The following is a 17,566-nucleotide window of genomic DNA, read 5'->3' on the forward strand; positions in this document are numbered from 1 at the left end:
CGTCAATCGCCGGCGTTCGCGGCCGTTCCATACGGCCAGGACCACTCGCGGATATCGGGCATATCCTCGCCGTGCTCGCGGACATATTTGCCGTGCTCGATCAGGCGGTCGAGGCAGTGCTGCTTGACGGTTGCCGCGGACGCCGCAAGACCCGGCACGCGCTTGATGACCTCGATCGCCAGATGGAAACGGTCGAGCTCGTTCAGCACAACCATGTCGAACGGTGTCGTCGTCGTTCCCTCTTCCTTGAAGCCGCGCACGTGAATGCCGGAATGGTTGGTACGCGCATAGGTGAGGCGGTGGATCAGATAGGGATAGCCGTGATAGGCGAAGATCACCGGCTTGTCGCGGGTGAACAAGGTGTCGAACTCGCGGTCGGTGAGACCGTGCGGATGCTGTTCGCGCGGCTGCAGGGCCATGAGGTCGACGACGTTGACGACCCTGATCTTGAGATTTGGGATCTGCTTCCGAAGAATGTCGACGGCGGCGAGTGTCTCCAGCGTCGGCACGTCGCCCGCGCAGGCCATCACCACATCGACGTCGCTATCAGGTGTTTCCGTTCCGGCCCAGGCCCACGCGCCGATCCCGGCCGCGCAATGCACCGCGGCTTCCTTGATCGTCAGCCATTGCGGCGCGGGCTGCTTGCCGGCCACGATGACGTTGATCCGGTCGTAGGTGCGCAGGCAGTGGTCGGTGATCCAGAGCAGCGAGTTGGAGTCCGGCGGGAAATAGACGCGGACGATGTCCGCCTTCTTGTTGGCGACGAGATCGACGAAGCCCGGATCCTGGTGGCTGAAGCCGTTGTGATCCTGGCGCCAGACGTGCGAGGTGAGCAGATAGTTCAGCGAGGCGATCGGGCGCCGCCAGGGCAGGCTGCGCGAGACCTTCAGCCATTTGGCGTGCTGGTTGAACATGGAATCCACGATGTGGATGAACGCCTCATAGCAGGAGAACAGTCCATGTCGCCCGGTGAGCAGATAGCCCTCGAGCCATCCCTGGCAGAGATGCTCGCTCAAGACTTCCATCACCCGGCCGTCCCGGGACAAATGGACGTCATAGGACTCGATCTTCTCCATCCAGACGCGATCGGTCGCTTCGAACACGGCATCGAGCCGGTTGGAGGCGGTCTCGTCCGGGCCCATGATGCGGAAGTTGCGGGTGCTCTCGTTGCGCCGCATCACGTCGCGCAGGAATTTCCCCATGGTTCGCGTCGCTTCATCGATGACGCCGCCGGGCGTGGCGACCTCGATGGCGAAGTCGCGATAGTCGGGCAATTCCAGTTCGCGCTTCAGCGTCCCGCCATTGGCGTGCGGGTTGGCGCCCATCCGGCGCGCGCCTGCCGGCGCCAGTTCCTGCAGCTCTGGAACAAGCCTGCCTTGCTCATCGAACAGAGTTTCCGGTTGATAGCCGCGGAGCCACTGCTCCAGCACAGCAAGGTGGCCTGGATTGCTGCGGACCTCGGCAATCGGCACCTGGTGCGCGCGCCAGAAGCCTTCCACCTTGAGCCCGTCGACTTCCTTCGGCCCGGTCCAGCCCTTGGGGCTACGCAGCACGATCATCGGCCATTGCGGCCGCTCGCGCGACGGCGAGGCGCCTCGCGACGCCTGCTGGATGGCGCGGATACGATCCGTCGCCGCGTCCAGCGTGGCTGCCATCTGCCGGTGCATCGTCGCGGGATCGTCGCCCTCGACGAACATCGGCTCATGGCCAAAGCCCAGGAACAGATGACGGATCTCCTCGTCGCTCATCCGTCCGAGCACGGTCGGGTTGGCGATCTTGTAGCCGTTCAGATGCAGGATCGGGAGCACCGCGCCATCGCGCGCGGGATTGAGAAACTTGTTCGAATGCCAGGAGGCGGCGAGCGGCCCGGTCTCGGCTTCACCGTCACCGATCACGCAGGCAACCAGCAGATCGGGATTGTCGAATGCCGCGCCATAGGCATGGGCGAGCGCATAGCCGAGCTCGCCGCCTTCATGGATCGAGCCCGGCGTCTCCGGCGCGGCGTGGCTCGGGATGCCTCCGGGAAAAGAGAACTGCCGAAACAGCTTGCGCAGGCCGTGGGCGTCCCGCGTGATGTCAGGATAAATCTCGCTGTAGGTGCCTTCGAGATAGGTATTCGCCACCATGCCCGGCCCGCCATGGCCGGGGCCGCAGATATAGATGACGTTGAGATCGCGGTGCTTGATCAGGCGATTGAGATGGGCATAGACGAAATTCAAACCGGGCGTCGTGCCCCAATGGCCGAGCAGGCGCGGCTTGATGTGCTCTTTGCGAAGCGGCTCGCGGAGCAGGGGATTGTCGAGCAGATAGATCTGGCCGACGGAGAGGTAGTTGGCGGCGCGCCAGTATCGATCAAGCAGATCGAGTTCGGTGCTATCGAGAACGGCGGACGGGCTGCTTGCATCTTGCATTGGACGCCTCGTTGTTTCCTGGCGACGATTGCCAATCGTGACGGCTTTGCGGGACGCGCCACTGTCCATGCCGGTGCGGCTCGGATGTTGAGCCAAATCAACCGCATCCAGCCATCCTCGATTCCGGCGCCGTCAGAGTATGCGTCGACCGCGCCAGATCTGTGCCATCTGTCCGATGACAACGAGCGCGGATCAGCGCCGTTCCGGCGCGGGAAATGTCAGTTTATAGTGGCGGCGTTTGACGAAACTGCGATGCCGCGCTTTTGACCAGGGGCGTGCCGCCAAACGCCATGCGCGATGCGGCCGGCGCTATCGGCTGGAGACCAGTTTCAGTTGAGGCTGGAGGGTCGCTTCGAGTTCCGTCCGCAGGCGCTGGACTCGTGGATCGCTCGAGCGCTCGGCACAGACGGCATATTGATGGACGGATTGGGCCAGCGCGCGCAGCTCCGGGGCTGTCTTCGACACCGCGGCGAGCTTGAGCACGATGGCGCCGAGGTTCACCAGCATTTCGTCCAGCGTCCGGTCGATCTTGTCGAACTCGTTCTTCATCCGCACTCCTTGCACGTCAATGAAGGCTGGTGAATGACGTTCCTGTGGCAACATCGGTAAAGCTAACCATTGGTAAATGCCGTAGGGTGGGCAAAGCGAAGCGCGCCCACCATCACGAGCGGAGTCTTGACGGTGGGCACGCTTCCACCGGTGTTTGATTGAATGTCGGTGCAAGAAGTCGCTTTGCCTACCCTACTCGCTGCTCACCAGAAACCGAGGAGTCCCCATGGCGCGCAAACTGATCGACATCTCCGTTCCCCTGCAGAACGACGTGCCGGCCGATCCGCCGGGCAACCACCCGACCATCCAGTATATCGATCATCAGCAGGGCCTGCCGCGCATGCTGGAATTCTTCCAGGGGCTGAAGGCGGAAGAGCTGCCGGACGGGCAGAGCTGGGCGGTCGAGCAGGTCAACCTCTCCACCCATAACGGCACGCATCTGGATGCGCCGTGGCACTTCCATCCCACGATGAACCGCGGCGAGCGTTCCTGGACCATCGACGAAGTGCCGCTGGAATGGTGTTTCCAGCCCGCCGTCAAGCTTGACTTCCGGCATCTGCCGGACGGCTATGTCGCCACCGCCAAAGATGTCGAGGAGGAGCTCCAGCGCATCGGCCATACGCTGAGGCCGCTCGAGATCGTCGTGGTCAACACCAGCGCCGGCGCCAAATATGGGCGGCAGGATTATGTCGTCTCAGGTTGCGGCATGGGCTATGAGGCGACGATGTATCTCTTGGAGCGCGGTGTGCGGCTCACCGGCACCGACGGCTGGAGCTGGGATGCGCCGTTCGTCTACACCGCGAAGAAATATGCCGAGACCAGGGATGCCAGCCTGATCTGGGAAGGGCACAAGGCCGGCCGCCATATCGGCTATTGCCACCTCGAGAAGCTGCACAATCTCGAACTATTGCCCCCGACCGGCTTCATGGTGTCGTGCTTCCCGGTCAAGATCGAGCGCGCATCCGCCGGCTGGACGCGGGCGGTCGCGATCATCGAGAGCTGATCTCAGCTTTCGCAATCCGAGTTTGCGGCAAAAGAAAATCAGGTGCGCCGTTTCCGACGCACCTGATTTTTTCATTCGATAGCGTGCAGTAACGTCAGTCGGGCTGCCGTTACCACCTGCAGACGCGAACGCCGCGCGGGGTCCACCAGCAGCGCCGGCCACCATAGCCGTAGTAGCCGTAGCCGCGGGGATACCAGCCTCGGCGATAACCGCCGCGATAACCCCATCCGCCGCCACGATATCCACCGCGATAGCCCCAACCGCCGCCGCGCCCGCGCCACTGCGCCTGCGCCGGCGAGGTGGTCACGCCGACCAGTACCGCGGAGGTGCTGGCCACGTAGACGAAGAGCAGGGCCACCGCGGCAAGGCAGCGCGTCAGCAAATTGTAGCGTTTAGCCATTCCATGAATCTCCCGGTCACTTCCAGACATCCAAACAATCCGAACTGTCTTGCTTAGACGTTTGAGACAGCCACTAGTTCAGATGCACTAAGACAAAATTTTGTCGAAGGTCCTTGCGCTTCGCAAAAACTCTATTGGGCAGGTCGGGTAAGGTCAAGTTACAGTCCCGCTTGCGAAAATGCGTCGCTTGTCTTGCTGTTCATCCGTCGTTCATCTTGTTCATCTTCGTTGTATCCAATGATTTGTGCGCCGCAGAACCGAGGCAAAAAGATTTCGACAAAATCCCGCAGAGAACTTGATGTCGACACGATCGCATTCCTAAGCCACGCGATGATTCCCGCCTGACGAGTCCCCATGCCCAAGCAGCACACCTACGTCCTCGGCCTCAACACTTACGATCACGACGTCAGCGCCTGCCTGTTGCGCGACGGCGCGATCGCCTTTGCGATCGCCAAGGAGCGCATCACACGCGAGAAGCACGCATCCGGATTCCACAAGGAGGCGATCGACTATTGCCTGAAGGCCGAGGGCATCACGCTCGATGACGTCGATCTGGTCGTCAGCAATTGCTACATCCTGCCGGTGCCGGAATTGGAAGAGCGGCTGATCTATCAGGACATGGCCGGCTTCCTTCCGTATCCCGAGCGCCAGGAAGCGGCGAAATATCCGCTGTTTCGGTCGACCTCTAGCAAGGTGGCATCGGTCTCGCACCATCTGGCGCATGCCTACAGCGCGTTCGCGGTGTCGCCGTTCGATGAGGGGGCGGTGATGGTGGTCGACGGGGTCGGCAACTATCAGTCCGACGTCATGGAGAACTATCCGAATGCGGACGCGGTGTCGCCGCTCGCGCGCGAATCCGAAAGCTACTACCACTTCGCGGGCGAGAAGCTGGAATGCCTGAAGAAGGTCTTCATGGAGCCTTCGCGCGGCATGCTCAGCGACGAATTCTACAACATGCCGGGCCTCGGCGCGCTCTACAGCCGCGTCTCGTCCTATGTGTTCGGCGACTGGAACAAATGCGGCGAGTTGATGGGCCTTGCGCCTTACGGCCGCCGCGAGCAGGTCAAGCATCTCCTCGACATGAGCGACGGCAAGTTGCACGTGCCGCCCTGGACCAGTGAATTCCGCGAGCCCTATCTGCTCGACAGCGGAAGCTGGGAGAAGAATCCGGCGATGCGCCACTGGGAGGATATCGCCTGGCGCGTGCAGGACGACACCGAGAACGTGCTGCTCGCCCGCGCCCGCTGGCTGCGCGAGGCCACGGGCGCCAAGAACCTTTGCATCGCCGGCGGCGTCGCGCTGAATTGCGTCGCCAACGGACGGATCGCGCGGGAAGCCGGCTTCGAGAATGTGTGGATCCAGCCCGCGGCAGGCGACGACGGCACCGCGATCGGCTGCGCCTATTATGGCTGGCTCGAGATCCTGAAGCGGCGGCGCAGCTTCGTGATGGAGCACGCCTATGTCGGCAGGCCCTATAGCGATGCAGAGGTTGCCGCCGCGCTGCAGAAGTTCCTGGTGCGCGTGCAGGTGAATGCCAGGCGCAGCGACGATATCTGTCGCGACACCGCGAAACTGCTCGCTGACCAGCGCGTGATCGGCTGGTTCCAGGGGCCGTCCGAGTTCGGGCCGCGCGCGCTCGGCAACCGGAGCCTGATTGCCGATCCGCGCCGGGCTGAGATGAAGGACATCCTTAACAGCCGCGTCAAACACCGGCAGGCGTTCCGCCCGTTCGCGCCGATCGTGCTGGCCGAGCGGATGAAGGAAGTCTTCGAAGGCGAGGAGGATTCGCCGTTCATGCTGATCGCAAAGCCGGTCCGCCCGGAGTGGCGCGACAAGATTCCGGCAGTGGTCCATGTCGACGGCTCGGCGCGCGTGCAGACCGTGCGCGAGGCGACCAACCCGAGGCTCTACCGGCTCCTGAAGGAGTTCGAAGCGCTGACCGGCGTGCCGGTGCTGATCAATACTTCCTTCAACGTCAAGGGTGAGCCGATCATCGAGACGCCGGAGGATGCCGTGAACTGCTTCCTCACCACCGGGGTCGACAACCTGATCCTGCACGACACGATCGTATCGAAGGGCCGGATGCACAAGGTCGTCGCGCCGCTGGTCAGGACCTACGGCGATGTCGCGAACATCGTCGCCTCGACCGCCCCGCCGCCGAACTGACGGCGGGCCGTCGCATCATCCTACGTCGCCTTCGCGGGTGTCGGCGTCTTCGGCAGCGGCTTGTCCTGCCGCTTCGACCAGGAGATGTAGTAGGCCACGATCGTCATGATCGCGATGCCGGTGACGCTGACGAAGATCTGTGCGAACAGCGAGCCCGAGCTCATCGACAGCTCGAAGTGTCCGACAAAGGACAGGAACACGCCGACGCAGAACACCGCGAGCGACTGCTGGCCGCAGACGATCAGGGGATCGAACACCCTCCATTCCAGCGCCGCCCAGTCCTTCGGGATGAAGCGGATCACGAGGATGACGATGACCGCGAAGTGGATGAAACGGTAGGGCGCGAGGTTGGTCTTGTCGTTCGGGTTGAAGGCCGAATAGAGCCAGTCAGGGAACATGGCGCCGAAATCCGGGAAGCGGCCGGCCATGGTCATGATGAGCGCGAAGATCAGATAGGCGACGCAGAACCAGAGCGTGTAGGGCGAGTTGATGATGTTGGCATTCTGGCGTGCGCCGCCGAGCGCGCACCAGGCGCCGAACACGAACAGCACCTGCCAGGCGAACGGGTTGAAGTACCAGACGCCGGCCGGATAGGCCGACAGGTTCCAGCCCATCTGCCGCGATGCCAGCCACAGCACGATCGAGGCGATCATGGTCACGTTCGGTTGCCGCAGCATGAACCAGAGCACCGGCGGGAACAGGCCCATCAGCACGATGTAGAGCGGCAGCACGTCGAGGTTGACCGGCTTGAATTTGAGGAACAGGCCCTGGCGCAGGGTCTCGGTCGCGTTGTCGACGAGGCCGGCGACGTTGAACTCGTTGATGAGGTTGGAATCGCCGAAGCGCAACGCCAGGTAGCTGATTGCGGCGATATAGATCACGAACAGAATGATGTGGGCGACGTAGAGCTGCCAGACGCGCTTGGTCAGCCGGGTCGCGCCGACGATGAAGCCGCGCTCCAGCATCATCCGGGCGTAGACAAAGGAGGCGGTATAGCCGGAGATGAAGACGAAGAGGTCGGCGGCGTCGCTGAAGCCGTAGTTCCTCGTGGTGATCCAATTCACCACATTGTCAGGGATATGATCGAGATAGATCGCCCAGTTCGCGACCCCGCGAAACAGGTCGAGCCGGAGATCGCGTCCCTTTTCGGGCAGGGTGGCGTTGATTTTCATGGGTCCCGCTTCGAAGTGATGCTTTCGAGAAGGCCGCGCCGCGAGGCCGCTGGCGACCATCCGCGGCCAGATTGTCACAGCGCGGTAGAATGGCTATACCGGACGGGAAGGTAACATCCGGGTTCAGGAATCACCCATCACATCCGTGAAAGGTGTCTCTATACTATCCCGGGCGTTCCCTCCACACGCTCCATGTCGCACATCCCCGAAGGTTCGACGATCCATGACGACAGCACGCATTTTTAAGCCCGCCAAAAACGCGATGCAATCAGGGCGTGCCAAGACCAGGGAATGGCAGCTTGACTACGAGCCGGAACAGCCGCGGATGGTCGAACCCCTGATGGGCTGGACCTCGTCCGGCGACATGAAGCAGCAGCTCACCCTCCGTTTCCACACCAAGGAAGAGGCGATCGCCTATTGCGAACGCAAGGGCATCCCCTACCAGGTGATCGAGCCGAAGGAATCGCTCCACCGGCAGATCGCCTATGCCGACAATTTCTCGTTCAGGCGCGGCGAGCCCTGGACGCATTAGCGTAATGAGATCAGGTCGAGTGGTATCCGCAATGGATGCTGCGCTCCCTCTCCCGCTTGCGGGGGAGGGCGGGGTGGGGGTGTCTCCGCGATTCACACTGTTCGACCGTGGGGAGAGAGCCCCCACACCCGGCGCTATGTGCCGACCTCCACCGCAAGCGGGAGAGGTGAAGTGAACTCGCCGTAACGGCGGCCGGCGACCTCAGGGCGCCCGTAGCAGGGAATATTTGCCGACGATGCGGCCGACCCGCTTCCTGGCGCCGAACAGCATGATGCCGAGATATTCGATGCTATCCGGCGTGAGGCCGCTCATCATGCGCCGGAATTCACCGTAGTCGTTGGTCTCTTGTCCCTGCACAGGGAAGTCGACGATCTCGATCCCTGCCTCGGCCGCCTTGTGCCGGATCCGCGGCAAGTCCTCCTTCGGCGCGCCGAGCACGGGAATTCCGATCGGGATCAGTCCCGCATGGGGATTGCCTGCGGCGTCGATCAGCGCGTCGCCCACGAGGTGGGGGTGGCGGGCGCCCATCGTCAGCGCCATCACGGCGGCGGCGTTGGCGGCCTTGCCGAGCGGCAACCCTGCATCGATCACCGCCACGCAGCGCTGCGGCTCGACCGGGTCTTGCTCGTAATCGCGATCAGCAGGATCCACCATCACCAACCTCGCTGTACAAGTAACTCGTATACAAGTAACATGCGTGCGTGAAAACCGTCAACCACCTCGGATGGCTGCAACGGAACGATGGACAAGATCGAAGACTGCATCAGCTTCCTGCTCGGAAAGGCGCAGCAGCGGGTGACACGCCGTGCCAAGGAATTGCTGGCCGAGCACGATGTCACGCCGGTGCAGTACGCCGCGCTATGCGTGCTCTGGGAAAAGGACGCGCAGACGGCGGCCGAGCTGGGCGCGCGGCTCGTGATCGACAGCGCGACCATGACCGGCGTCATCGACCGGCTCGAGCGCTCGAACCTCATCACGCGCGAGGCCCATGCGAGCGACCGACGCATCTACCATCTCTACCTGACCGATCGCGGGCGTGCGCTGCGGGCTCCGCTGGATTCCGCCATGGAGAAGCTCAACTCCGAAGTCGCAGAGCTTCTCGGCAGGGACTGGCCGCGCTTCCACCGCATGCTGCGCAAAGTCGGCGTGTCGAGCTAGGGCAACGGGAGCGGCAGCGGTGCGTCCTTCGAGACGCCGAGCACCGGGAAGCTCCTGATGGTGCGCACTTCGGCCATCGCGGAAAATTGCAGGAGCTGCCGATGCATGCCCTGCACACTGCTCGCCACGCATTTGAGCAGAAAGTCCGCCTCGCCTGAAATGCGCCAGCATTGCTGCACCAAGGGCAGGCGGGCGATCGACGCCTCGAACGCTTCCAGCGTGGCCTGGTTCTGGCTGGTCAACTGAATCAAGACAAAGGACACCACCTCGTAGCCGAGCGTCCGCTCGTCGAGACTCGCGCGGATGTCCCTGATGACGCCGCGGCTACGCAGCGCGCGGACGCGGCGCAGACAGGCCGGCGCGGAGATGCCGACCCGTTGCGCCAAATCGTTGTAGCGCAGCCGGCCGTCCTGCTGCAGCTCGGACAAAATCTTCAGATCGATCTCGTCGAGCTCGGCGCGTTCTGTCATGAATGTCTCGTGCGCTGATAAACGAATTATCCTGCGGCGACGCGCCGTGTGGCCCTGCGGCTGACGCGGGCAGGGGGAGCGGCTGCCTGCGGCGCGATGCCTGATAGCACCAGCTTTTCATGGGTGGCGATGATGGATTCCTTCGAGAGCCGGCCGCCTGGACGATACCAGGTGCAAGGTCCGGTCAACATCGCCAGGATCGCAAAGGTCGCGACCTGGACATCCACCAATTCGAAGACGCCTTGCGCAACACCTTCTTCGAGGATGCCGGCGAGGCGCCGCTCATAGGCCTCGCGCAAGGCGATCACCGCCGCATAATTCTTCGACTCCAGGCTGCGCAGCTCGGAATTGGCGATGTAGACCTCGCGCTTGCGCGTCATGTGATAGCTGACGTGGAAGGCGATGAAAGCGCGGAGTTTTTCTTCCGCGCCACTCTTGCCGTCGAGCGCGAGGTCGAGCTGGCGCAGCAGTTCGTTGATATGGTGCTGCACCAGGTCGAACAGCAATTCCTGCTTGGTGCTGATATGGTTGTAGAGCGATCCCGCCTGGATGCCGACCTCGGCGGCGAGCTGGCGCAGGCTCATGGCCTCATAGCCATGCTCGAAGATCAGGCGCGTTCCGGCTTTCCGGATGGCCTCCAGCGTCGTTGGGCCGTGTGAACCGATCGTGCGCGCCATCGGGACCCTCGCAGGAGCGTTGGAAAAGTAAGGAAACAAGCGAACGATCGTATGTTTATAACCAGAAAACGAAGTGAAATCAACGTGCTATAGCTTAGATATTCGCTCAGTGCGGATGCTCTTGAGACCGCAGTAAAAAAACGTATGATCGTTCGTTATAAAAATCCAGGACGATCGGAGGAATCATGGCCCCGAACCCGGCGGTGATGGTGAATTTCGCAAGACGGGATGGCCCCGATTACGCGTCCGAGCCTATCGCGCGAGGAGCCGCGATATTCTAGTTTGAAGGTTGTCGAAACACGCGGGCAGAAAAGCGCAACATGCAGCTTCATTCCACGATCGATCCCAAATCCCAGGAATTTTCTGGCAATGCCGAAGTGATGCGTGGCCTCGTGGCCGAGCTCCGCGACAAGCTCAGCCAGGTCGCGGGCGGCGGAGGCGAGGCCTCCCGTATCAGGCACACGTCGCGCGGCAAGATGCTGGCACGCGACCGCGTCGACCTCCTGGTCGATCCCGGCACCGCGTTCCTTGAATTGTCGCCGCTCGCGGCCAACGGCCTCTATGGCGGCGATGTGCATTCGGCGAGCGTGATCACCGGAGTGGGGCGCATTGCGGGCCGCGAATGCGTTATCGTCGCCAATGACGCCACCATCAAGGGCGGCACCTATTATCCGATGACGGTGAAGAAGCACCTGCGCGCCCAGGATATCGCGCGGCAGAACAATCTGCCCTGCGTCTATTTGGTCGATTCCGGCGGCGCCTTCCTGCCGTTGCAGGACGAGATCTTCCCGGACGAGCGGCATTTCGGCCGCATCTTCTACAACCAGGCGCAGATGTCGGCTGCCGGCATTCCGCAGATCGCGATCGTTATGGGCTCCTGCACTGCAGGTGGCGCCTACGTGCCGGCGATGTCGGACGAGAGCATCATCGTCCGCAATCAGGGGACAATCTTTCTCGGCGGCCCGCCATTGGTGAAGGCTGCGACCGGCGAGGTCGTCACCGCCGAAGAGCTCGGCGGCGCCGACGTGCATTCGCGGCAATCCGGTGTCACCGACCACTACGCGCAGAACGATGCGCACGCGATCGGCATCGCCCGGCGCATCGTTGCCACATTGAAGCCGCCTGCGCGAGCCGCGCTCAACATGCGCGAGCCGCGCGAGCCGCTTTTTCCGGCCGAGGAGATCTATGGCGTAGTGTCGTCCGATGGCCGCAAGCCGTTCGACGTCCACGACATCATCGCGCGGATCGTCGACGGCTCCGAGTTCGACGAATTCAAGAGGCTCTATGGCACGACGCTGATCTGCGGCTTTGCCCATATCTGGGGTTTCCCGGTCGGCATCATCGCCAACAACGGCATCCTGTTCAGCGAAAGCTCGCTGAAGGGCGCGCATTTCATCGAACTGTGCTGCCAGCGCGGTATCCCGCTGGTGTTTTTGCAGAACATCACCGGCTTCATGGTCGGTAAGAAATACGAGGCCGGCGGCATCGCGCGGGATGGCGCCAAGCTCGTCACCGCGGTTGCGACCGCCGGCGTGCCGAAATTCACCGTCGTGATCGGCGGCTCCTATGGCGCCGGCAATTACGGCATGTGCGGGCGCGCCTACAGCCCGCGCTTCCTCTGGCTGTGGCCGAATGCGCGCATTTCGGTGATGGGCGGCGAACAGGCCTCCATGGTGCTGAGCCAGGTCCGGCGCGACAATATCGAGGCCAAGGGCGACACCTGGTCGGTTGAGGAAGAGGAGAAGTTCCGCGCGCCGATCCGGGAGCAGTATGAGAGCCAGGGCAATCCCTATTACGCGACCGCGCGGCTCTGGGACGACGGCGTGATCGATCCCGCCGACACGCGTCTCGTGCTCGGCCTCGGGCTATCGGCTGCCGCCAATGCGCCGATCGAACCGACGAAGTTCGGCCTGTTCAGGATGTGACGATGAACCGCTCAAAACTCTACCGGCGTTTTCGCACCCTGCTGATCGCCAACCGGGGCGAGATCGCGGCCCGCGTGATCCGCACCGCCAAGGCCATGGGCCTGCGCACGGTCGCCGTCTATTCCGAGGCCGACCGCGATGCCCTGCATGTCGCGCTCGCGGACGAGGCCGTCCTGTTGGGCCCGGCGCGGGCGCGCGACAGCTATCTCAACATCCAGCGCGTGATCGAAGCGGCGCGCGAGACCGGCGCCGAGGCGATCCATCCCGGCTACGGCTTCCTGTCCGAGAACGCCGAATTCGCGCAGGCCTGCTTTGAGGCAGGGCTGGTGTTCGTCGGCCCGGCGGCCGAGATGATGAATGCGATGGGCTCGAAATCAGGCTCCAAGGCGTTGATGGAAAAGGCCGGCGTGCCGCTGGTGCCGGGCTATCACGGTGAGGCGCAGGACGAGGCGACGCTGGCTGACGCCGCCGAGCGTATTGGTTTCCCGGTGCTGGTGAAGGCTTCCGCCGGCGGTGGCGGCCGCGGCATGCGGGTGGTGAATTCGGCGGCCGAGCTGCCGGCTGCGATCGTCAGCGCCAAGCGCGAGGCCAAGGCGGCATTCGGCGACGACCGCATGCTGATCGAGAAATACGTCCAGAATCCGCGCCACATTGAGGTGCAGATCATCGGCGACAGCCACGGCAATCTGCTCTCGCTATGGGAGCGTGAGTGCACGCTGCAGCGTCGGCATCAGAAGGTGATCGAGGAAGCGCCGTCGCCCACGCTGAACGCCACCCAGCGCGAGACGGTCTGCGCCGCCGCGCGGAAGGCGGCCGCGGCCGTGAACTACGTCGGCGCCGGCACCATCGAATTCGTCTCCGACGGCAAGGACGTGTTCTTCATCGAGATGAACACGCGCCTGCAGGTCGAGCATCCCGTCACCGAACTGATCACCGGCGTCGATCTCGTGGAATGGCAGCTCCGCGTCGCCTTCGGCGAAAAGCTGCCCGTCAGCCAGGACGAGATCAAACTGAACGGCCATGCTATCGAGGCGCGGGTCTATGCGGAAAATCCGCAGAAGAACTTCATGCCCTCGGTCGGTCGCATCAGGACCTGGCGCACGCCGCAGGAGGGCGACGGCCTGCGCATCGACGCCGGCTATCGCAGCGGCGATAACGTCTCGCCGTACTACGATGCGATGCTGGCCAAGGTGATCGCGTGGGCGCCAACGCGCGAGGTGGCGATCGAGAAGCTCAACCGCGGCCTGCAGGAGACCGATGTTCGCGGCATCGTCACCAACATCCCGTTCCTGTCGGCGCTGGTGACGCATCCTGCTGTGGTCGCGAATGCGATTGATACTGGCTTCATCGAGCGCGAACTGAAGAGCCTGACGGCGGAACGTGGTGCGGCCGGTGTGTTCGAGCTGTGTGCCGCAGTCGCTGCGATCTTGAACGAGGAGCAGAAAGCCGCGCGGAAGGACGCACATTCGCCGTGGCAGACCTTTGGCTGGATGCCGGTCGGCCAGCGGCAGCGGGTGTTCTCGTTCCGGCAGGGGCAGGGCGCCGAGCAGAAGGCGACGTTGCGCTATGGCAACGGGCCGTCGACGGTCTCGGTCGGCGGTCGCGAGTTCGTGCTGGAGATGGCGCCGTCCGCGGACGGCGGCTTTGATCTGACGCTCGACGGGACGAGATCCCGTGTCATGGCGGTGATCGAAGGGCACGAGCTCTACTTGCGCACCCGCAACGGCCGCTTCGACCTGCATTGGGTCGATCCGTTCGGCGGCGAGACCGAGGAGCAGGTCGGCGAGGACAAGATCGTGGCGCCGCTCCCGGGCACCGTGGTCGCGCTGCTTGCCGAGGAGGGGGCGAAGCTGGAGAAAGGTGCGCCGATCCTGACGCTGGAGGTCATGAAGATGGAGCAGACGCTGCGGGCGCCGTTTGCGGGCGTGTTGACGAAGCTGATGTGCAAGGTCGGCGATATTGTCGGCGAGGGTGTCGAACTCGCCGAAGTCGAGCCGGTGGAAGCGTGATGAGCGGGAACGTCCGCATCGTCGAGGTCGGCCCGCGCGACGGGCTGCAGAACGAGAAGACGCCGATCAGCGTCGCCGATCGGATCACCTTCATCGAGCGCCTGATCGCTGCCGGCCTGCCGATCGTCGAGGTCGGCGCCTTTGTGTCGCCGAAGGCGGTCCCGCAGATGGTGGGATCGGCCGAGGTGCTGCGCGGCGTCAGCAGCCTTCCCGGCGAATTCCACGTGCTGGTGCCGAACGAGAAAGGCTATGAGGCCTCGCAAGCCGCCGGGGCCAAGGTGATCGCGGTTTTCGCGTCCGCCTCCGAAGGGTTCTCGCGCGCTAACATCAATTGCACGGTCGCGGAATCGATCGAGCGCTTCAAGCCGGTGCTGGCGCGTGCCAAGGCCGACGGCATCAAGGTGCGCGGCTATATCTCCTGCGTGCTGGGCTGCCCCTTCGACGGCGAGGTCAAGCCGCAGGCCGTGATCGACGTCGCCAGGACGTTGTGGGATCTCGGCTGCTACGAGATCTCGCTCGCGCGACACCATTGGCGTCGGCACACCGCTGAAGGCGAAGCATCTGATGCGCGCTGTTGCAGCCGAGGTGCCGTTGCAGAACCTCGCGATGCATTTCCACGACACCTACGGCCAGGCGCTCGCCAATCTCTACGCCGGCATGGAGGAGGGCGTCCGCGTCATCGATTCCGCCGCCGGCGGTCTCGGTGGCTGCCCCTACGCGCCCGGCGCGACCGGCAATGTCGCGACGGAGGACGTCGTCTATATGCTCGAAGGCATGGGCATTGCGACCGGCGTCGACATGGACGAGCTGCTCGCCGCGACCAATGAGGTAAGCCGTTTGCTCGGCCGCCCACCGGTGAGCCGCGTCGCCAATGCGCTGAACGCGAAGAAGAAACGTCAGTAGCCCGGACGGTTTTTCGACAAACCTTCGATTGCTGCAGACACGCATTGCGTCCTCATGCAGCTTAAGGTAGTATACCGGAGTTCTGTTTTTTATGATTTTGCGCTCACGCATTGACCAGCGGTGTTATTGCGATGCGAGTAGAAATTTCACTCCCGACCAACGATAGCCAGCAACGAGCATTTCTGACCTGGGTGCCAGTCAAGGCCACGGCGCGAATAGTCGATGCGTCAGGTGCGCCGAATCCGTCGATTGTTACGCTGAAAAACGGAGGGACTGACGGCGGCGGCCGAGTCGTGTTTGACCTCCAGCGAAGTGACGCCGGAGCTGAGGAGATTCAGCTTCAACTGCCGACCAACGGTACCCCGGTGGAATTCTGGGTAGCCGGCCAATTCCAGCATCCAAGCAGCGCGTACGGAGACGCGGCGATAGATGTGGTAGCTTCGGGGGCATCGGTCGGGCGACGCGAGTTGATGATCCGTGTTCGCAAGAACGCGGTAAAATTATCTGATGCCGAACGGGACCGCTTCCTGATTGCGTTGGGTCAGCTCAACGATGCGGGACACGGCATCTTCCAAGGCTTTCGAGATACGCATGTCCAGCAATCGGTGGACGAGGCTCATGGCTATCCGGCCTTCCCGCCGTGGCACCGCGCCTATCTGCTCGATCTCGAACGTTCGCTTCAGGCGATTGATGCGACGGTGACACTGCCCTATTGGCGGTTTGACGAAGCCGCGCCCGCGCTGTTTTCCTCGGCATTTCTCGGTATGCCGCCGACCAATCCCGCTTTGGGCGATACAATCCAGTTTCCGCACGGCCATCCGCTGGAGTTCTGGAAGACCGACGGTACGGATTCGATTGATCGGCGGCCTCGTTTCAACATCAGCGGCCCACCGCCCCAGAGCCTGCAGGACGGAACACCGTGGGTCATTTCGCAGGACGACACCATGGCGCTGGGGACGGACTACGCCGATTTTCGGGAGCTCGAATTCGCGCCCCACGGTAACGCCCATGTGAGCTTCCGCGGACCGATCAGCAGAGTTCCGCAGGCAGCCAAGGATCCGCTGTTCTTTCTCCTGCATGCCAATGTCGATCGTCTCTGGGCTTTTTGGCAATGGCTCAACCGCCGGACCGACGCGAGCGATTCTGCGACATATTCCTTGGGCGGATCGCTGGCAGGCAACCGTCCAGGGCTGATTGGCCATAACCTTGGCGACACCATGTGGCCGTGGAATCAGTCCCGAACACCACCGCGACCCACATTCGTTCCGCCGCGAGGTAAGTTCCCCGAATCGGACGCGGTCAACCGGCCTAGCTCCCGGCCGAGGGTTCAGGATATGATCGATTATCAGGGAGTTCAGGGTGGGGAATCCCTGGGCTTTGACTACGATGATGTGCCGTTTGAACTGCACCCTGGAGCGGTCGCATGAACGTCAAGGAATATCGCGCACAGGTCGAGGCGCAGCTTGGCGGCGCCAACAGGGCTGCTAGCGCCGCGCCAGCGGCCAAATCACCATCACCGGAGAAGATCTGGCAGGACGCGCTCGCCAAGCTGTCCAATGCGGCTTCCTCGGACCAGGAGCGAAAGCAGGCGCTTCAGGTATTGCAGGCGGGGACCTTCCTTGGCCAGAAGTTCGATTCTGTTCGCGCGCAATATACGGATGCGCTCCGAAGAGCGGCGACGGATGCCGACATGGAGATCCGCCATTTTGCGCTCGACGTGCTGGTGGATTCCAAGGACGCCGTTGCTCGCCAGTTGCTGACCGACGGTTTGCAGGGCAAGATGGCGCCGCTGCTTCCCGCGGCGGCCGCGCTATCGCTATTGGCGAGAGACGATCATGGTTCGGCGAGCGCGGTCGCGCGCGATTTGCTGTCGCAAAGCGGTGATGAAGCGACGCGCGCGCAAGCTGTACGCGTGCTCGGTGCCGACCCAAGTGCGACCGATCTGGTCACCGAAATCTTGAAGAACAAGGACGAGTTCAGGGAGGTTCGTCGGGCCGGCGCTGTCGCCTTGAAGGGGCTAAACCCGAACCTGTTTGAGCAGAGCGCCAAAGAAATACTCGACGACGGGACCGACTACGACGACATCAAGTCGACGGTTGGCGGTGCTCTCGAACGTTCCGGGATTTCGTTCGATCGAACTCCTGGCTTGAAATGAGTGAAGCATCTGTTCTGCCGGATGACCTGGCATCCG

At 62.9% G+C, this 17,566-nt stretch carries 15 protein-coding genes and 1 pseudogene; 9 read left to right on the plus strand and 7 right to left on the minus strand.

From position 1 onward, the window contains the following. Positions 1 to 2: 2 nt before the first annotated feature. Positions 3 to 2,411, minus strand: a complete 2,409-nt coding sequence (locus tag ACVJGD_RS06265; RefSeq protein WP_456633537.1) for a phosphoketolase family protein — start codon at positions 2,409 to 2,411, stop codon at positions 3 to 5. A gap of 309 nt (positions 2,412 to 2,720) precedes the next feature. Then, entirely contained in the window at positions 2,721 to 2,960 is a 240-nt protein-coding gene (locus tag ACVJGD_RS06270; protein ID WP_456633538.1) for a hypothetical protein, read from the minus strand. A gap of 226 nt (positions 2,961 to 3,186) precedes the next feature. Here ACVJGD_RS06270 and ACVJGD_RS06275 point away from each other — a divergent pair, with 226 nt between their 5' ends. Further along, entirely contained in the window at positions 3,187 to 3,963 is a 777-nt protein-coding gene (locus ACVJGD_RS06275; RefSeq protein ID WP_456633539.1) for a cyclase family protein, read from the plus strand. 109 nt (positions 3,964 to 4,072) lie between these two features. On the opposite strand, the gene ACVJGD_RS06280 is transcribed toward ACVJGD_RS06275, so the two are convergent. Continuing rightward, positions 4,073 to 4,363 carry a hypothetical protein gene (locus ACVJGD_RS06280; protein WP_456633540.1) on the minus strand — a complete coding sequence of 97 codons (291 nt, stop codon included), beginning with the start codon at positions 4,361 to 4,363 and terminating at the stop codon, positions 4,073 to 4,075. A gap of 354 nt (positions 4,364 to 4,717) precedes the next feature. Here ACVJGD_RS06280 and ACVJGD_RS06285 point away from each other — a divergent pair, with 354 nt between their 5' ends. Further along, complete coding sequence (locus ACVJGD_RS06285; protein ID WP_456633541.1) at positions 4,718 to 6,529, plus strand: carbamoyltransferase family protein; 1,812 nt, start codon at positions 4,718 to 4,720, stop codon at positions 6,527 to 6,529. Between the two features lie 20 nt (positions 6,530 to 6,549). Here the strand turns inward: ACVJGD_RS06285 and ACVJGD_RS06290 are convergent, their stop codons facing one another. Further along, entirely contained in the window at positions 6,550 to 7,701 is a 1,152-nt protein-coding gene (locus ACVJGD_RS06290; RefSeq protein ID WP_456633542.1) for an OpgC domain-containing protein, read from the minus strand. A 223-nt stretch (positions 7,702 to 7,924) separates the two neighbouring features. On the opposite strand from ACVJGD_RS06290, the gene ACVJGD_RS06295 reads away from it, so the two are divergent. After that, positions 7,925 to 8,233 carry an ETC complex I subunit gene (locus ACVJGD_RS06295; protein WP_456633543.1) on the plus strand — a complete coding sequence of 103 codons (309 nt, stop codon included), beginning with the start codon at positions 7,925 to 7,927 and terminating at the stop codon, positions 8,231 to 8,233. Between the two features lie 201 nt (positions 8,234 to 8,434). Here ACVJGD_RS06295 and ACVJGD_RS06300 read toward each other — a convergent pair whose 3' ends face one another. Then, positions 8,435 to 8,887, minus strand: a complete 453-nt coding sequence (locus ACVJGD_RS06300; protein ID WP_456633544.1) for a DUF2000 domain-containing protein — start codon at positions 8,885 to 8,887, stop codon at positions 8,435 to 8,437. Positions 8,888 to 8,974: 87 nt separating this feature from the next. Here ACVJGD_RS06300 and ACVJGD_RS06305 point away from each other — a divergent pair, with 87 nt between their 5' ends. Next, positions 8,975 to 9,391 carry a MarR family winged helix-turn-helix transcriptional regulator gene (locus tag ACVJGD_RS06305; protein WP_456633545.1) on the plus strand — a complete coding sequence of 139 codons (417 nt, stop codon included), beginning with the start codon at positions 8,975 to 8,977 and terminating at the stop codon, positions 9,389 to 9,391. On the opposite strand, the gene ACVJGD_RS06310 is transcribed toward ACVJGD_RS06305, so the two are convergent. Then, positions 9,388 to 9,861, minus strand: a complete 474-nt coding sequence (locus tag ACVJGD_RS06310) for an Lrp/AsnC family transcriptional regulator (RefSeq protein ID WP_456633546.1) — start codon at positions 9,859 to 9,861, stop codon at positions 9,388 to 9,390. The two genes, ACVJGD_RS06305 and ACVJGD_RS06310, sit on opposite strands and share 4 nt — an antisense overlap. 26 nt (positions 9,862 to 9,887) lie before the next feature. Then, the gene (locus ACVJGD_RS06315; protein ID WP_456633547.1) at positions 9,888 to 10,538 is read right to left on the minus strand and encodes a TetR/AcrR family transcriptional regulator; all 651 of its coding nucleotides are present in this window, start codon (positions 10,536 to 10,538) and stop codon (positions 9,888 to 9,890) included. 320 nt (positions 10,539 to 10,858) lie between these two features. Here ACVJGD_RS06315 and ACVJGD_RS06320 point away from each other — a divergent pair, with 320 nt between their 5' ends. From ACVJGD_RS06320 to ACVJGD_RS06340, 5 genes and pseudogenes are all read left to right on the plus strand, one after another. Then, positions 10,859 to 12,463, plus strand: coding sequence for a carboxyl transferase domain-containing protein (locus tag ACVJGD_RS06320; protein WP_456633548.1), 1,605 nt, complete (start codon positions 10,859 to 10,861; stop codon positions 12,461 to 12,463). A gap of 2 nt (positions 12,464 to 12,465) precedes the next feature. Beyond that, complete coding sequence (locus tag ACVJGD_RS06325; protein WP_456633549.1) at positions 12,466 to 14,472, plus strand: acetyl/propionyl/methylcrotonyl-CoA carboxylase subunit alpha; 2,007 nt, start codon at positions 12,466 to 12,468, stop codon at positions 14,470 to 14,472. Next, positions 14,472 to 15,375, plus strand: a pseudogene (locus tag ACVJGD_RS06330) (hydroxymethylglutaryl-CoA lyase). Before ACVJGD_RS06325 ends, ACVJGD_RS06330 begins: the two are co-directional and overlap by 1 nt. A 110-nt stretch (positions 15,376 to 15,485) precedes the next feature. Further along, complete coding sequence (locus ACVJGD_RS06335; protein WP_456633550.1) at positions 15,486 to 16,802, plus strand: tyrosinase family protein; 1,317 nt, start codon at positions 15,486 to 15,488, stop codon at positions 16,800 to 16,802. Beyond that, positions 16,799 to 17,530, plus strand: a complete 732-nt coding sequence (locus ACVJGD_RS06340; protein WP_456633551.1) for a hypothetical protein — start codon at positions 16,799 to 16,801, stop codon at positions 17,528 to 17,530. Before ACVJGD_RS06335 ends, ACVJGD_RS06340 begins: the two co-directional genes overlap by 4 nt. Positions 17,531 to 17,566: the final 36 nt, after the last annotated feature.

The sequence above is a fragment of the Bradyrhizobium sp. USDA 10063 genome, from assembly GCF_054063735.1.

Coding starts and splice junctions, on each gene's coding strand:
- ACVJGD_RS06265 (WP_456633537.1), bottom strand. CDS start 2,411: ATGCAAGATGCAAGCAGCCCGTCCGCCGTTCTCGATAGCACCGAACTC.
- ACVJGD_RS06270 (WP_456633538.1), bottom strand. CDS start 2,960: ATGAAGAACGAGTTCGACAAGATCGACCGGACGCTGGACGAAATGCTG.
- ACVJGD_RS06275 (WP_456633539.1), top strand. CDS start 3,187: ATGGCGCGCAAACTGATCGACATCTCCGTTCCCCTGCAGAACGACGTG.
- ACVJGD_RS06280 (WP_456633540.1), bottom strand. CDS start 4,363: ATGGCTAAACGCTACAATTTGCTGACGCGCTGCCTTGCCGCGGTGGCC.
- ACVJGD_RS06285 (WP_456633541.1), top strand. CDS start 4,718: ATGCCCAAGCAGCACACCTACGTCCTCGGCCTCAACACTTACGATCAC.
- ACVJGD_RS06290 (WP_456633542.1), bottom strand. CDS start 7,701: ATGAAAATCAACGCCACCCTGCCCGAAAAGGGACGCGATCTCCGGCTC.
- ACVJGD_RS06295 (WP_456633543.1), top strand. CDS start 7,925: ATGACGACAGCACGCATTTTTAAGCCCGCCAAAAACGCGATGCAATCA.
- ACVJGD_RS06300 (WP_456633544.1), bottom strand. CDS start 8,887: ATGGTGGATCCTGCTGATCGCGATTACGAGCAAGACCCGGTCGAGCCG.
- ACVJGD_RS06305 (WP_456633545.1), top strand. CDS start 8,975: ATGGACAAGATCGAAGACTGCATCAGCTTCCTGCTCGGAAAGGCGCAG.
- ACVJGD_RS06310 (WP_456633546.1), bottom strand. CDS start 9,861: ATGACAGAACGCGCCGAGCTCGACGAGATCGATCTGAAGATTTTGTCC.
- ACVJGD_RS06315 (WP_456633547.1), bottom strand. CDS start 10,538: ATGGCGCGCACGATCGGTTCACACGGCCCAACGACGCTGGAGGCCATC.
- ACVJGD_RS06320 (WP_456633548.1), top strand. CDS start 10,859: ATGCAGCTTCATTCCACGATCGATCCCAAATCCCAGGAATTTTCTGGC.
- ACVJGD_RS06325 (WP_456633549.1), top strand. CDS start 12,466: ATGAACCGCTCAAAACTCTACCGGCGTTTTCGCACCCTGCTGATCGCC.
- ACVJGD_RS06340 (WP_456633551.1), top strand. CDS start 16,799: ATGAACGTCAAGGAATATCGCGCACAGGTCGAGGCGCAGCTTGGCGGC.